This is a genomic window from Frankia umida (assembly GCF_023242945.1).
Taxonomy (GTDB): Bacteria; Actinomycetota; Actinomycetes; order Frankiales; family Frankiaceae; genus Frankia; species Frankia umida.
Window position 1 is genome coordinate 16,435 of the sequence record NZ_JALKFT010000009.1, and the last position, 15,061, is coordinate 31,495.

A 15,061-nucleotide genomic window follows, 5' to 3' on the forward strand; every position below is an offset into this window, starting at 1 on the left:
GTCACTCTCCGCCGATCATTGTGCGGCCTGTTGGTTACGCAGCGTCGACTGTTTGCCGGGCGTGGTCCCGATAGTGGACGGATCGGTGCCACGCCGTTGACGTGGGGGGTGGGGCGCCGGGAGGTGGTGGGCATCGGCGAGACTGATCGCTGATCGTCGTCTCCCGGGGGGGAACCGGCCCGGCATCCATCAGATCAGCATCGGAAGGTCGACCTACGTCGTGACGCCCGCCTCGTCCCTGCTGGCCGCCCCGCTCATCCCCATCCCCGGACTGGGCATGTTGCTGTCGAGCCCGCCAAGCCCCACCGCCACGGCCGCCTCCGCCGCCGCGACGATCACCCCGATGCCCACCCCCAGCCCGACGACCAGCACGGATCCGCTGGTCTCCCTGGCCGGCGTCGCCAACGCCGTGCGGGACGCCTGCGGTACCGATCCCGGCCTGCTGTGTCGCACCGTCTACAACGCCACGCACAGCAACTACCTCGCCTCGGGTGCGGAGGTCTTCCTCGGCACCCCGATCCGCATCGCCCTGATCCTGGTCATCGCCTTCCTGGTCCGCGCGTTGCTGCACCGGTTCATTCGCCGAACGACCGAACGGGCCGGGTCCGGCAACGCCGCCGGGCCGTTTCGCGGGACGCGGGCCGGAACACTGCTCGGCGCGTTCGGTGATCCGTCCGTCCTGATGGAAAGGCGCCGTCAGCGGGCCGCGACCGCCGGCTCACTCCTGCGCAGCGTGACCTCTGTCTTCGTGTTCGGATTGGCCTTTCTGAGCACCCTTGGCGAGCTGGGCATCAATCTCGCCCCGATCGTCGCCAGTGCCGGTGTACTGGGAATCGCCGTCGGATTCGGCGCCCAGAACCTGGTGCGCGACTTCCTGTCGGGGATGTTCATGTTGCTCGAGGACCAGTACGGCGTCGGGGACGTCATCGACGTCGGCGCGGTGTCGGGCACCGTCGAGGCGGTCAGCCTGCGGATGACCCGGCTGCGGGACGTGGAGGGCACGGTCTGGTACGTCCGCAACGGTGAGATCACCCGGATCGGGAACAAGAGCCAGCAGTGGGCCCGCACCGTCCTGGACGTCCCGCTCGACTACGACACCGAGGTCGAGGCCGCCAAGCGGGTGCTCACCCGCACCGCCGACAGCCTCTGGTCGGACGCCGAGTGGAGCGCGGTGATCCTCGAGGCGCCCGAGGTGTGGGGCATGGAGTCGATGACCGCGGACGGCTACACCCTGCGGGTGGCGATCAAGACCCAGCCGCTCAAACAGTGGGATGTCGCCCGCGAACTGCGCGAGCGGGTCCGTAACGCGCTGAGCCTCGAGGGCATCGCGTTGGGGTCCGTCCAGCGCAGCGAGGTCACCGTCGTCGACGACGACGACGACGAGCCGGCGGCGCAGGACGACGACACCGCGCAGCCCGGCGGTTCCGGCATCTCCGGCAACGCGGGTAGTTCCGGCGCGACGGACATCACCGAGGACGTACCCCGGCCGCGGATCGACCCGCCGAGCACCTCTCCCATATCTGAGCAGGGCCGGCCGCGGGGCTGAAGCCTGGCTGAAGACCGCGAAAGGTGTTGCTGAGACGAGTCGGCGGACCGCCGCGGGTCGGCGCCGCCGGGGCAGACTGGGAACCGTGCGAGTACTGGTGGTCGACGATGACACGGCCGTGCGGGAGTCCCTGGAACGTTCGCTCCGGTTCGAGGGCTATGAGGTGGCGACGGCCGGTGACGGTATCGACGCGCTCGCGGCCGTTCAGCGCGACCAACCCGACATCCTCATCCTCGATGTCATGATGCCCCGGATGGACGGGCTGGAGACCTGCCGCCAACTGCGGGCACGCGGCGACGACGTGCCGGTGCTCATGCTCACCGCCCGGGACGGCCTCGCTGACCGGGTCAGCGGGCTGGACGTCGGCGCGGACGACTACCTGGTCAAACCGTTCGCCCTCGAGGAGCTGTTCGCCCGGCTCCGGGCGCTGATCCGTCGGGCGGCACTGGCGGCCCGGGCGGCCAGCGTCGCCGGTGGTGCCGGGTCGGGCAGTGGCATGCCCGGCGCCGTGCTGTCCTACGCCGGGGTCGCGCTCGACCAGGTCAGCCGGCAGGTGCACCGTGGCCAGCGGGAACTGACGCTGACCAAGACCGAGTTCGAGCTGCTCGAACTCTTCCTCGGACATCCGCGCCAGGTCCTGTCCCGATCGACGATCATGGAGCGGGTGTGGGGGTACGACTTCGGTCCCACGTCCAACTCGCTTGAGGTCTTCGTGAGCTACCTGCGCCGCAAGCTGGAGGCCGCCGGCGAACCCCGGCTGCTGCACACCGTGCGCGGCGTGGGATACGTGCTGCGTGAGCCCTCGGGGGACCGTACGTGAGCGCTGCGCCCTCCCCGGGCGCCGTTTCCGCTCCGGCCTGGGGACACCCGATCCCTCCCGGCCAACCCGTCCCCGGGCGTTCGGGTGAGCGCCGGGCCACCCGCCGCTTCGGCGCCGGTCAGCCCTCGACGCTGCGCCCGTCCTCGCCGCTGGGACGCCTCACGCTGCGGGCCCGCCTCGCCCTGCTGGTCGGCATGGCGGTGGCCGCCGCCGTCGCCGTGGTCGCCGGGGTGTCGCTCGGCGCGACCAGCATCGTGCTGAACAACGCCATCGACGATCAGCTGGTCGAACAGGCGCAGGCATCTGCGGACACGATCCAGACCAACGCGCTGGGCAGCGGCGTGCAGGCCTTCAGCTTCGGGCTGGAGGGCCAGTTCCTCGACGCCGCCGGCAACCCGCTGGAGAACGCGGTCTCACCGTGGAACAAGGTGCCGATCCCGGTGAACGCCGCCGATGCCGAGGTGGCCCGCCGCGAACGCACCCAGAACCTGCGCACCATCACCGTGGACGGGCAGTCCTACCGGCTGGTCACCGTCCCGCTGCAACGGCCGGCGGTGGCCGCCGCGCTGCAGCTCGCCCGACCCACCACCGACGTCGACCGCACGCTGCGTGAACTCGGCCTGGTGCTGCTCGTCGTCGGCGTCATCGGGGTGGTGGGTTCGGCGCTGGCCGGTCGGATCGTCGCGCGCGCCGCGCTCAAACCCGTCGACGCCGCGGCGGCCGCCGCCGAGGAGGTCGCCCGCACCCAGAACCTCTCCGCCCTGATCCCGGTCATCGGCACCGACGAGATCGCCCGGCTGGCGGAGAGCCTCAACAGCATGCTGCGGGCGCTGGAGGCCTCCCGGGCCCGCCAGCGCCAGCTCGTCGACGATGCCAGCCATGAGCTGCGCACCCCCCTGACCAGCCTGCGCACCAACATCGAGCTGCTGCTGCGCGCCGAGGCCAACCCGCACCGGGCCCTGCCCGTGGCCGACCGCCAGGCCCTGCTGCGCGACGTCGACGCCCAGATGCGTGAGCTGTCCGGCCTGGTCAGTGAGCTCGTCGAACTCGCCCGGGACGAGGTGCCCGCCGATGAGGTCGAACGACTCGACCTGGCCGACATCGTCCGCGCCGCCGCCGAACGCGCCCGCCGGCGCGCCAACGGCAAGGGCATCCTGATCGACGTGGAGATCGGCGACGACGCCACCAGCAGCATCGACGCCACCGACACCATCGACGCCACCAGCAGCATCGACGCCACCGACACCATCGACGCCACCGACACCTCGGCCGCGGCGACTCCCGCCGTCATCGGCGGCGGCGCGGCGGGTGCCGGCCCCATGGTCGGCCTCACCGGTGGGCATGTCGTCAACGGCCGGGCGAACCTGCTGGAACGTGCCGTGACGAACCTGCTGGACAACGCCGTGAAGTTCTCACCCCCGGTGTCGGTGGTACGGATCAGCTGCCACGGCACCGAGGTCACCGTCACCGACGAGGGCCCCGGGATCACCCCGGAGGACCGTGTCCAGGTCTTCGACCGCTTCTACCGGGCCACCTCCGCCCGCGGACTGCCCGGTTCGGGCCTGGGCCTGGCCATCGTCGCCGACGCGGTGGCCACCCACGGTGGCTGGGTGCGGGCCGAGGCCGCACCCAGCGGCGGCGGCGCCCTGCTGCGGATGTGGCTGCCTCCCGCCGAGCCGGCCAGCGCCTTCGACCTCCCGGACGTCTACACCCCGCCCCCGTCCCCGCCGCAGGGCCTGCCTCCGGTCTCCCCGCCGCAGGGCCTGCCTCCGGTCTCCCCGCCGCAGGGCCAGCCTCCGGTCTCCCCGCGCGGCCTGCCCCCCGTCTCCCCGTGGAGCCGACCGGCACTCGAACCACCCCACCCGGGGCGGGGTGAGGACGCGCCCCCGGGACCCGGTCAGAATCCTGCGGTGTGAGCCAAGACGACCGTGTGAGCCCAGCCGACCCCACTCCCCGCCCTGCGCCCGCCGCCCCGCCCATCCCCGCCGCTGCGCCCGCGCCCGCCGATCCGGCCGCGCTCGCCGATCCGGTGCCCGCGGATCTGGCCGCGTTGGCCGACGCCTGCGGTGTCGCGGTGGGGTACACCGACGCGCTGGACCAGCCGGTACCCATCGCCGCCGACACGGTGCGCGCCGTGCTGGGGCTGCTCGGCATCGACCCGAGCGATCCGGTGGCCGCCCTCGACCGGTTGCACGAGGCCCGGTGGCGCCGCCAGCTGCCGCCCTGCGCCGTGGTGTCCGCGGCGACGCCGGAGTCGGTCACGGTGTACCTGCCGGTCGGTGTCGACGTCCACGCCGAGGTGGAGCTGGAGACCGGCGCGCGGCTGGCGCTGGCCGCCCCCGGTGGCCCGCGGGATCGGCGGGAGCTTGACGGCCAGCCGTGGGTGGCCCGCCCGATCGCCCTGCCCGCCGGACTGCCGCTGGGCGATCACGTCCTGCACGTCACCATCGCCGGCCAGCCGTCGCGCTGCCCGGTCATCGCCGTGCCGGACGTGCTGCCGGGACCCGCGGCGCTGCGGGCGCGGGGACCGCGCTGGCGGGCCTGGGGCTGGATGATCCAGCTGTACGCGCTGCGTTCGGAGCACGGCTGGGGGATGGGCGACTACGGCGACCTCGGTGAGCTCGCGGCCTGGTCCGGGGCGGCCGGAGCCGACGTGCTGCTGGTCAACCCGCTGCACGCGGCCGCGCCGACCCTCCCGGTCGCCGACTCGCCGTACTCCCCGGTGAGCCGGCGTTTCGCCGCGCCGCTGTACCTGCGTCCCGAGGCCACCCGCGAGTACGCTCAGGCCGACGCCGCCACCCGGGCCGCCGTGGACGACCTGGCCGCCCGGGCCCGCCGCGACGGCCGACCCGACGGCCTGCTCGATCGCGACGTCGTCTGGACGGCCAAGCTCGCAGCCCTCGAGCTGCTGTTCGCCACCACCCGTCCCGCCGGCTCCGCGAACGCCACCACGGCGGAGGCGGCGGACGCCGCGGAGCCGGGGGACGCGGACCTCGCGGACTTCGCCACCTGGTGCGCGTTGGCCGAACGACACGGGCCGGACTGGCGCGGCTGGCCCGCGGGACTCACCCGCCCGGACACCGACGCCGTCGCCGCCGCCCGGGTCGAACTCGCCGACCGGATCGCCTTCCACAGCTGGCTGCAACACCGCTGCGACGAGCAGCTCGCCACCGCGCAGGCCACCGCCCGGGCCGCCGGGATGGCCGCCGGGATCGTGCATGACCTGGCCGTCGGCGTCGACGCGGGGGGCGCCGACGCCTGGGCACTGCAGGACGTGCTCGCGGTCGCGGCCAGTGTCGGCGCGCCGCCGGACTCGTTCAACCAGCAGGGCCAGGACTGGGGGCTGCCACCCTGGCGACCGCAGGCCCTGGCCGAGACCGGGTACGCCCCGCTGCGCGAGATGGTCGCCGCGGTGCTGCGCCGCGGCGGCGGGCTGCGGGTCGACCACATCCTCGGTCTGTTCCGGCTGTGGTGGATTCCGCGGGGTGCCGGTGCGGCCCGCGGCACCTACGTCCGGTATGACGCGAAGGCGATGCTCGGACTCCTCGCGCTCGAGGCCACCCGGGCCGACGCCCTCGTCGTCGGCGAGGACCTCGGCACCGTCGAACCCTCGATGGCGACGGCGCTGGACGCGGCCGGCGTGCTCGGCTCCTCGGTGCTGTGGTTCGAGCAGGACGAGGACGGCAACCCGTTGCCCCCCGCCCGGTACCGGGCGGCCACCATGGCCAGCGTCACCACCCACGACCTGCCGACCGCCGCCGGCTACCTCGAAGGCGAACATGTGCGCCTGCGTGCCGGTCTGGGTCTGCTCGGCCGCTCCGAACAGGCCGAGGCCGACGCCTGGCGGCGTGACCGCGACGCCCTGCTCGCCCTGCTGCGCACCGAGGGCCTGCTGGACACCGAGGGCCCGCTGGACACCGAGGGCCTGCTGGACACCGCGGGTGCGGCGACGCCCGCGTCACCCGGGGTCGGGCAGGCGTTCCCACCTGGCGACCTGGACGCCTACGTGCGGGGAATGCACCGGCTGCTCGTCCGTTCACCCTGCCAGGTCGTGCTCGCCGCGCCCGGCGACGCGCTCGGCGATCGGCACCAGCCGAACCTGCCCGGCACCACCGACGCCTACCCGAACTGGCGGCTGCCGGTGCGTGACGGCGACGGCGCGGAGGTCACCCTCGAACGGCTGCTGGCCGAACCGGCCGTGGCCCGGCTGGGGGCGCTGCTGGGCGAGGTTCGGGCGGACGCGGGTACGGAGAGTCCGAACTCACCCTCCGGTGGGGGCCGGGTGGTACCCCTGTCGGAGGACCCGGGCACCACTTCCCGGTAACCTTCGCTGCGTGACTCCACGTCCAGCGCGGCCCAGGGGCGCCGCCTACCGCCGGGTGCTCACGGTCGCCGGCCTCGCGATGTTCACCGTTCCGGTGTTCGCCGCGACGGCATCAGCCGCGGAGATCGGGACGAAGTACAACCCCGACCCGTTGACCGTTCTGCAGACCTGGGGTATCTACGGCGGCGCCATCGCCGGCGGGTTCCTCATCGCGATCCTGCTGGCCGCCTGGTCAGGCCGGCGCAGCGGCCCGACCCGGTACCGTCCGGGCCAGGCCTGGGAGCACGACGACGTCTGGGTCGGCAAGCGTCCCGAGGAGCTCGAGGGCGCCCGCGAGGAGAAGGCCGTTCCGGGAGCAGGTGGAGCCAGTGGCAACTGGTGAGGCCTTCAGCCCCGAGCAGCTCGAGCGGCTGGATCGGGCGCTCGAGCAGGCCGAGAAGCACAGTGGCATCCCGTTCACGCTGCGGGTCGGCGCCGTGCGTGGTGACATCCGCCTGGCCGCGGAGCGGACCCTGTCCACCCTCGTCGGCGACCCCGCGCGGGACCCGGCCGTCCTGATCGTGGTCTCCCCGGGGCAGCGCGTCGTGCGGATCTCGACCACGCCCGCCGCCCGCAAGCGGATCAGCAACACCGCGTCGAGCCTCGCCTCGCTCGCGATGACGTCCAGTTTCTCCCTCGGCGACCTGGTCGGCGGCCTGACCTCGGGCATCCGCCAGCTCGCCGAGGCCGCCGGCCCCGCCGCCACCACCCCGGCGGCCCTGCGCCCGTCGGCTCCGACCGCCGCCCCGGCTGGCAGCCCCGCCCCGCACTGAACCACGGAGCGCACTGAACCGGGCCGCGCACTGAGCTGCGTCCCGCGCTGAGCCACGCCGTGCGCTGAGCCACGCCGTGCGCTGAGGGGCTCGCGGTGCCCGGCGGTGCCGCCGTCCTGGCCGACGAAGGGAAGCCAGGACGGCGGGCGCGGCCGCCGGCTAACCGGAGGCGATGTCCTTCTGCCGGGCGGCCAGGGCGCGGACCAGGCCGTCGCGGCCCTCGAGCAGGGCTCGGCGCAGCGGCGGGGTCGGGTCGCGTTCAGCCAGGTAGGCGTCGACCTTCGCCACCGTGTCGGGGGAGATGACCGAGGACGGGAACAGCATCTGGCTGATCGTCGCGGCCGTGTCGAAGCTGCGCGAGGACCAGATACCGCCGATCTCGGCGAAGAACCGGTCGACGTAGGGCAGGGTGATCTTCTGCTGGTCGGAGATCCAGAAGCCGCTCATCGTCGCCACCGCCAGGTGGTTCGACAGGTCCGCCGAGTCCATCACCGCGGACCAGGCCGCGGCCTTCGCCTCGGCGGTGGGGCGGGCGGCCCGGGCGGTCGCGGCGCGCTTCTCGCCGGTGGCGGTGCGGTCCCGGGCGAGCTCGGCGTCGATCTCGGCGTCGCCGTAGACGCCCCGGGCGACGAGCTGGATGAGCAGCGTCCAGCGCAGTTCGGTGTCCACGACCAGACCGTCGAGCACCTCGGTGCCCTCGAACAGGGCGCGGACCCGGGCGATCTGCTCGGGGTTCTCCGCCCTGGCGAACGTCGTGGTGAACACCAGCTGCAGGTCGCTGCCCGGTGCGGCGGCCCGGGCGAGCTCCTCGGAGCGTTCGGTGAGCGCGCGTAGCGCCGTGGCGCGGTTCGCCGGGTCACCGTAGGCGTCGATGGTGAGATCGGCCTTGGCGAGCAGCGACTGCACCACGCCGATGTCGTCCTCGGCGCTCACCCCGGACAGCACGAGGCGGACGTAGTCGCGGGCGGCGAGTTCCGCGTCGCGGGTCATGTCCCACGCCGCCGCCCAGCACAACGTCCGGGGCAGGCTCTCGGTGAACGACCCGATCGAGTCGATCAGGGTGGTCAGTGACCGCGGGTCGAGACGGACCTTGGCGAAGGTGAGGTCGTCGTCGTTGAGCAGGATCAGATCCGGCTGGCGGGCACCGACGATCTTCGGCACCTCGGTGAGCTCACCGGTGACGTCGAGCTCGATCCGTTCGCGGCGGACCAGCGCGCCGTCGGCGTCCCGATCGTAGAGTCCGACGGCCAGCCGGTGCGGACGCAGCGTGCGTGAGGCGGTCGGCGGGGCGCTCGCCGGCTCCTGCACGACGTCGAACGAGGTGAACAGGCCCGAGGAGTCGGTGGAGAACCGCGGGCGCAGCGTGTTGACGCCGGTCGTCTCCAACCAGGCGGCCGACCAGGCGGACAGGTCACGCCCGGAGGCGTTCTCCAGCTCGTCCAGCAGATCCCGCAGGGACGTGTTCGCGTACTCGTAGCGGCGGAAGTACGACCGCAGGCCGGCGAGGAACTCCTCCTGCCCGACCCAGGCGACGAGCTGCTTGAGCACGCTCGCGCCCTTGGCGTAGGTGATGCCGTCGAAGTTGGTGCGCACCGCGTCCATGTCGGGGGCGTCGGCGACGATCGGATGGGTCGAGGAGAGCTGGTCCTGGCGGTACGCCCAGCCCTTCTCGGCGTTGGCGAACGTCGTCCACCCGTTGGTGAACCGGGTGGAGGTGACCTGCGCCAGCACCGACATGTAGGTCGCGAACGACTCGTTCAGCCACAGGTCGTCCCACCAGCGCATGGTGACCAGGTCGCCGAACCACATGTGCGCCATCTCGTGCAGGATCGTCTCGGCGCGGCGCTCACGGCGGGCCTCGGTGACCTTCGCCCGGAAGACGTAGTCCTCCAGGAACGTCACGCAGCCGGCGTTCTCCATCGCGCCCGCGTTGAACTCGGGCACGAACAACTGGTCGTACTTGCCGAACGGGTACCGGTAGTCGAACACCCGGTGGTAGAAGTCGAAGCCGGCCCTGGTGATCTCGAACAGTTCGTCGGGGTCGAGATGTTCGGCCAGCGAACGGCGACAGAACAGCCCCAGGTCGATGCCGTCGTGCTCATCGCGGACCTCGTGGTACGGACCGGCGACCAGCGCGGTGATGTAGGTCGACATCACCGGGGTCTCGAGGAAGCGGATCGTGCGCACCCCGATGGCGGCCTCGGCCGTCGCGGCGACCGCCCCGCCCGAGATCGCCGACCAGTCGGCGGGCACTGTCACCGTGAGGGTGAACGTGGCCTTCAGGTCAGGCTGGTCGAAACAGGCGTACATCCGGTGCGCGTCGTACGTCTCGAACTGGGTGTAGAGGTAGACCGCGTCGTCCACGGGGTCGACGAAGCGGTGCAGCCCCTCACCGGTGCGGGAGTAGACCCCGGTGCCGATGACCCGCAGGTTGTTGGCCTCGGCGAGCCCGTCGAGGCGGATGCGCTCCCCGTCGAAGACGTCGGCCACCGCCAGCGCCCGGCCGTTGAGCACGACCTCGTCGACGCTGGCGGCCGCGAGCTCGATGAACGTCGACGCTCCCGGCTCGGTGCTGGTGAAGATGACCTGGGTCGACGTGCGGAAGTGCTCCGGGCCCGTCGTCAGGTCGAGTTCGACGTCGTAGGACGCCACGTTGAGCAGGCGGGCGCGCTCGCGCGCCTCGTCGCGGGTGAGATTGTTGGGCACCCGGTTCCTCTCAGCTTGCCGCTCGCGCGTCGGCTCGCAGCTAGTTCGGACGTCGACCGGCGCCTGCCGGGACGGCTCACACCGAGGTTCAGTCTCGCACGCCACCGGCGGGCCCGAACCCTGGTGGGAGACCCTCCGTGGCCGGTACACCGCCCGTGACCGTCGTGAATTGTCGGGTTTCGCGGCCCTGCCACTCCCACCGGCGCGGCCGGTACGGCACGATGGCGACATCTCCCGCGTGACGGGCGGGCGTCATCGTCCGCGCGGCGGGTTGGCGGACGTCGCACGGGCGGCGTCGGGAAGGAGCGCGGGTGAGACGGGTCGCTGGGCTGGGTCGAGTGCAGCCGCGGGCCCGCTCCGCCGCGCCAGCCCCCGGCCCGCCCGCAGGTTCGTCGCCGGCCGGTTCGCCCGCCGGTTCGTCACCGGCCGGTTCGCCCGCACCCTCGGCTGGTTCGTCCTCGGCTGGTTCGTCGTCGTCGGCTGGTTCGTCGTCGTCGGCCGGTTCGGCCTCGGCTGGTTCGTCATCGCGCAAGGGGTTCGTGCCGCGCCGGCTACGGGAGCTGCGGGCCGCGGCGCGCGCGGGGTATCCCGGCGGCGTCTCGCCGGTCCCCGCGCAGTCCGGTCGTTCGGAGGGGCCGGCGCGTGAGCTGTCGACCGCGCAGCGGGCCGAGGAGCACATCCCGGTGGCGCTGCGGGTCTCCGCCGGCTGGTCCTGGCGGCTGATCGTCACCGGGGCCGCGATCTGGATCCTGCTGATGGCGGTCGGCCGGGTCCGGCTCGTGGTCATCCCGATCATCGCCGGGCTGCTCATCGCCGCGCTGATCCATCCGCTGGCCCATCGTTTCCAGCGGATGGGCATGCCCCGGCTCGGGGCCGCGTTCGCGGCGCTGTTCGTGTTCGTCGTGGTGCTCGCCGGGGCGGCGGTGGCGGTCGGGTTCAACGCCGCCAACGAGATTCCGACCGTGTCCGACCAGGTCAGCCAGGGAGTCGAGCAGGTCCGGGGCTACCTGACCGACGGGCCGTTCCACCTGTCGCAGAGCCAGCTCGACGATCTGGTCGACGACATCCGGCGCAACCTCGCGAACAACCGTGGGCGGCTCGTCTCGGGCGTGATCTCGGGGGCGTCGGTCGCCGCGGAGGCACTCACCAGCCTGCTGGTCGCGTTGTTCTCCACGTTCTTCTTCCTCTACGACGGGGACCGGATCTGGGGCTGGATCGTCACCCGCTTCCCGGCCGGTGCCGAGCAGCGGGTGCGCGGCGCCGGCCGGGAGGCCTGGCTGACGATCACCGGCTACATCCGCGGGACGGTGTTCGTCGCGGCCGTCGACGCGTTCGGGATCGCGATGGGGCTGGTGGGCGTCGGTGTGCCGCTGGTCGCCCCGCTGGCGCTGCTGACGTTCTTCGGTGGCTTCATCCCGATCATCGGGGCCACCGTGGCCGGGGTCGCCGCGGTGCTGGTCACCCTCGTCTCGGGCGGCGTCACCGACGCTCTGATCATTCTCGCGGTGGTGTTGGCCGTGCAGCAGATCGAGGGCCATCTGTTGCAGCCGCTGGTGATGCGCCGCGCCGTGCGACTGCATCCACTGGCCATCGTGATCTCGCTGTCCGCCGGTGGTGTGCTCGCCGGTATTCCCGGCGCGATCGCCGCGGTACCGTTCGTGGCCGTCGTCAACCGGGTCGCCGGCTATCTGGCGGCCAGCGGCGAAACGACGCCACCAGCGGCGGACGGGAATCCGGTGCCATCCGGTCGGGTTGACTCCGACGATCACACTCCGTCAAACGAGGAGACTCGCCCGTGAGCACCGAGAACGTCGCCGGCGCCGACGCCGACATCGTGACCGCCGATCTGTGGTTCGACCCGAGCTGCCCGTGGGCGTGGATCACCTCGCGCTGGCTGCTGGAGGTCGAGCGGGTACGGCCCGTCCGCGCCCGCTGGCACGTGATGAGCCTGGCCGTGCTCAACTCCGGACAGGAGGTGCCCGAAGCGTACCGGGAGGCGATGGCGCAGGCCTGGGGCCCGGTGCGGATCTGCATCGCCGCGGCCGCCAAGCACGGCGAGGACGTCCTCGGTCCGCTGTACACCGCGCTGGGCCGGCGTCGGCACGTGGAGAAGGCCGAGTGGGACGCCGAGACGTTCGCCGCGGCGCTCACCGAGGCGGGCGCCGACCCGTCACTGGCCGACGCCGCGACCTCGACCGAGTGGGACGAGGCGCTGCGGGCCAGCCACCACGACGGCATCAGCCGGGTCGGTATGGACGTGGGCACCCCGGTGATCGCCGTCGGCGAGAACGCCTTCTTCGGGCCGGTGATCACGCCGGCACCCAAGGGCGAGTCGGCTGGCCGGCTGTGGGACGGCGTGCTGCTGGTGGCCGGCACTCCCGGCTTCTACGAACTCAAGCGCACCCGGGATGTCGGACCGATCTTCACGTGATCGGGCATGATGACGCATCATGCGCGTCCATCTAGGTTCTGATCATGCCGGCTTCCATCTGAAGGCGGCGCTCGCCGAACGCCTGGTGGAACTTGGCCACGCACCCGTTGACCATGGCCCGGTCGAGTACGACCCCGACGACGACTACCCGCCGTTCGTGCTCGCCGCCGCGCAGGCCACGGCGGCCGAACCGGACAGCCTCGGGATCGTCATCGGCGGCTCGGGTAACGGCGAGGCCATCGCGGCGAACAAGGTCGACGGGGTGCGCGCCGCGCTGGTCTGGAGCGAGCAGACCGCGACGCTTGGCCGTCAGCACAACGACGCCAACGTGCTGAGCATCGGCGCGCGGATGCACACCGTCCCCGAGGCCGTCGGCTTCGTCGAGGTCTTCCTTTCCACCCCGTTCAGCGGCGAGCAGCGTCACACCCGTCGGCTGCGGATGCTGTCGAACTACGAGCGCACCGGCGAGATCCCCGCCGTCCCCGACGCGGCGTCGCCCGCGTCCTGAACCCGCGGCTCCGGCCGGGCCTGTTCACCCGGCCGGAGCGCACGGTTCGCGACCCGGCCGGGTGGGCGTAGCACCAGGGTGCGTTCGGCTTCGGCGAGGTCCTCGTCGGTGGGCTGGGCCACGTCACGGGCCCGCATCGCGACCAGCGGCGGCAGGTGGGTGCGGCCCGAGCCGACCAGACCCCGCAACGGCGCGTCCGGATCGGCGGCCCCACCGCGGGAGCCGCCGGAGCCGCTGGTGCCACCGAAACCGCTGCCACCGCTGCTACCACTGGCGGAGCTGGCATCGTTGGTGGAGTCGTGGGGGCCGCTGGGACGGACGCTGCGGGCCATACCTCGAGCGTAGTGACCGGTCCCGGAATCCGCGGCGGAGCGGGTATTCGGACCGGCGCGGACCTTGCCCGACGGCGGCGGGGATCCGGCGTCGGGTAGATCGTTCTATTGTTGGTGGCCGTGGCGGGGGACTGTCGTCGCACACTCTCCCACGGTGGTCGGATGAGATTGACCGGGTGTTCGTAGTTCTTGCTGCTCTCCCGCTTGTGTTGCCGGAGATTTTCTGTTGCCCTTCGTCGCTGGATGGATGCCGTCCGCCATTGGACGGCGGAGTGTGTTCTCCTTCTGCTTCCCAGCGTCACTTCCCCGGGGCGCGATACCGGTCGACGTCGGCCGCGAAGGTCTCCGTATGCTTGTTACTGCCATGAGATCGTGAATGGCCACCCGCTTGTAGCACGTAGGTGGTGCTTCGCAAAGTTCATGGTGTGATCACTGCGTGGGAGGCTATGGATGAATACGTTGACTTCCATCGCGAACGAGTTGAAACTATGCGCTGATCTCGATCGGCCGCTCATAGTTGCGACGCCCCGGCCAGCGTCCGTGACCGGAACCGCCGTCGAAGCCTAGGAGCTGACTCGTGGACAGCGCGCCCGTGAGCGTCTTCGTGCCTGTGAGCGTCATCATTCCGGCCTACAACGAGGCGCTGCGGCTGCCCGGGGCACTGCCGGAGATCGTAGCCATGATGGGCCGGACGCCCGGTGCCGAAGTGATCGTGGTCGACGACGGCAGCACGGACGGCACCGCCGCGGTCGCGGAGAAACTGCTGGCCGGGCTGCCGGGTGGCCGGGTGCTGCGGTTGCCCTGGAACTCGGGTAAGGGGACCGCCGTGCGGGTCGGTGTGTCCGCCGCCCACGGCGAGTCCATCGTCTTCCTCGACGCCGACGGCGCCTCCGACATCGACGATCTGCCGCTGCTGCTCGCCGCGCTGGAACACGCCGAGGTCGCGCTCGGCTCGCGGCGCATCGGTGGGCGGGCGGTGCGCAGCAGCGGGCGTCGGGTCGGCAGTTGGGCGTTCAACCAGATCACCCGCTCGCTGGCCAGCCTGGATGTCGCCGACACCCAGTGTGGTTTCAAGGCCTTTCGGGGCCCGGAGGCCAAGCTGCTGTTCAGCCTCGCCCGGTCCTCGGGGTTCGGCTTCGACGTCGAGGTGCTCTCGATCGCCCGGTCCATGGGCTATCGCATCGCCGAGGTGCCGGTGACATGGGAGGAGATGCCCGGCGGCACGTTCCGGGTCGGTCGGCACACCCCCGCCATGCTCGTCGACGTCGTACGCGCCCGGCGTTACCTGGGTCGCTCCGCCCCCAGCGTGATCACGCCCGCGCACACCCCGATCGGCGCGGCACCCTCGAGCGTGTCGCCGTCGGTCGCCGCCGCGCCGGGCACCCCGCCGGTGTCGCCGGCTGTCGTGTCACCGTCCTCGCTGCCGGTGCAGGGGATCGTCACGCGAATGTCGGCTCGCCCGCCGCTGTCGCCGCCGCGCCGGCCCCTTCCGTCCTCGGTCACACCGTTTCCGCTGGCCGCGGCCGCGGAGCCGGAGGCCGCTGCCCGGTAGACACCGGCTTCGGGCACCGTGGGTAGGGTC

The 15,061-nt window shown here is 72.3% G+C and carries 12 protein-coding genes; 10 read left to right on the forward strand and 2 right to left on the reverse strand.

Annotation, left to right across the window (positions count from 1 at the left end; genetic code table 11):
* Positions 1 to 277 precede the first annotated feature (277 nt).
* From MXD59_RS11130 to MXD59_RS11155, 6 genes are all read left to right on the forward strand, one after another.
* A complete protein-coding gene (locus tag MXD59_RS11130) occupies positions 278 to 1,546 on the forward strand; it encodes a mechanosensitive ion channel family protein (protein ID WP_248824726.1) in 1,269 nt (422 codons plus the stop codon).
* 85 nt (positions 1,547 to 1,631) lie between these two features.
* On the forward strand, positions 1,632 to 2,366 hold the full coding sequence (locus MXD59_RS11135) for a response regulator transcription factor (protein ID WP_308301691.1): 735 nt from the start codon (positions 1,632 to 1,634) through the stop codon (positions 2,364 to 2,366).
* A 194-nt stretch (positions 2,367 to 2,560) separates the two neighbouring features.
* Positions 2,561 to 4,282 carry an ATP-binding protein gene (locus MXD59_RS11140; protein WP_283096737.1) on the forward strand — a complete coding sequence of 574 codons (1,722 nt, stop codon included), beginning with the start codon at positions 2,561 to 2,563 and terminating at the stop codon, positions 4,280 to 4,282.
* Complete coding sequence (malQ, locus tag MXD59_RS11145) at positions 4,279 to 6,690, forward strand: 4-alpha-glucanotransferase (protein ID WP_248824613.1); 2,412 nt, start codon at positions 4,279 to 4,281, stop codon at positions 6,688 to 6,690. The genes MXD59_RS11140 and malQ overlap by 4 nt, the downstream gene beginning before the upstream one ends.
* A 10-nt stretch (positions 6,691 to 6,700) precedes the next feature.
* On the forward strand, positions 6,701 to 7,072 hold the full coding sequence (locus MXD59_RS11150) for a hypothetical protein (protein ID WP_248824614.1): 372 nt from the start codon (positions 6,701 to 6,703) through the stop codon (positions 7,070 to 7,072).
* Positions 7,059 to 7,502: a DUF5130 family protein gene (locus tag MXD59_RS11155; protein WP_248810770.1), complete on the forward strand. Its 444-nt coding sequence runs from the start codon at positions 7,059 to 7,061 to the stop codon at positions 7,500 to 7,502. The genes MXD59_RS11150 and MXD59_RS11155 overlap by 14 nt, the downstream gene beginning before the upstream one ends.
* A gap of 159 nt (positions 7,503 to 7,661) precedes the next feature.
* On the opposite strand, the gene pepN is transcribed toward MXD59_RS11155, so the two are convergent.
* A complete protein-coding gene (gene pepN, locus MXD59_RS11160) occupies positions 7,662 to 10,208 on the reverse strand; it encodes an aminopeptidase N (RefSeq protein WP_248824615.1) in 2,547 nt (848 codons plus the stop codon).
* Positions 10,209 to 10,519: 311 nt separating this feature from the next.
* Here pepN and MXD59_RS11165 point away from each other — a divergent pair, with 311 nt between their 5' ends.
* Genes MXD59_RS11165 through MXD59_RS11175 form a run of 3 tightly spaced genes read left to right on the forward strand, consistent with a single transcriptional unit; the run spans position 10,520 to position 13,147 of the window.
* Complete coding sequence (locus MXD59_RS11165) at positions 10,520 to 12,007, forward strand: AI-2E family transporter (protein WP_248824616.1); 1,488 nt, start codon at positions 10,520 to 10,522, stop codon at positions 12,005 to 12,007.
* Positions 12,004 to 12,639: a mycothiol-dependent nitroreductase Rv2466c family protein gene (locus MXD59_RS11170; RefSeq protein WP_248824617.1), complete on the forward strand. Its 636-nt coding sequence runs from the start codon at positions 12,004 to 12,006 to the stop codon at positions 12,637 to 12,639. Before MXD59_RS11165 ends, MXD59_RS11170 begins: the two co-directional genes overlap by 4 nt.
* A 19-nt stretch (positions 12,640 to 12,658) precedes the next feature.
* Positions 12,659 to 13,147: a ribose-5-phosphate isomerase gene (locus MXD59_RS11175; RefSeq protein ID WP_248824618.1), complete on the forward strand. Its 489-nt coding sequence runs from the start codon at positions 12,659 to 12,661 to the stop codon at positions 13,145 to 13,147.
* On the opposite strand, the gene MXD59_RS11180 is transcribed toward MXD59_RS11175, so the two are convergent.
* Positions 13,090 to 13,479 (reverse strand): hypothetical protein, encoded by a 390-nt coding sequence (locus tag MXD59_RS11180; protein WP_248824619.1) that lies wholly within the window; start codon positions 13,477 to 13,479, stop codon positions 13,090 to 13,092. The two genes, MXD59_RS11175 and MXD59_RS11180, sit on opposite strands and share 58 nt — an antisense overlap.
* A gap of 577 nt (positions 13,480 to 14,056) precedes the next feature.
* On the opposite strand from MXD59_RS11180, the gene MXD59_RS11185 reads away from it, so the two are divergent.
* Positions 14,057 to 15,031, forward strand: a complete 975-nt coding sequence (locus tag MXD59_RS11185) for a glycosyltransferase (protein ID WP_248824620.1) — start codon at positions 14,057 to 14,059, stop codon at positions 15,029 to 15,031.
* The last annotated feature ends 30 nt before the right edge of the window (positions 15,032 to 15,061 follow it).

Excerpts from the sequence above, each read along its gene's own strand:
- MXD59_RS11130 (WP_248824726.1), top strand. The coding sequence starts at position 278 with ATGTTGCTGTCGAGCCCGCCAAGCCCCACCGCCACGGCCGCCTCCGCC.
- MXD59_RS11175 (WP_248824618.1), top strand. The coding sequence starts at position 12,659 with ATGCGCGTCCATCTAGGTTCTGATCATGCCGGCTTCCATCTGAAGGCG.
- MXD59_RS11180 (WP_248824619.1), bottom strand. The coding sequence starts at position 13,479 with ATGGCCCGCAGCGTCCGTCCCAGCGGCCCCCACGACTCCACCAACGAT.
- MXD59_RS11140 (WP_283096737.1), top strand. The coding sequence starts at position 2,561 with ATGGCGGTGGCCGCCGCCGTCGCCGTGGTCGCCGGGGTGTCGCTCGGC.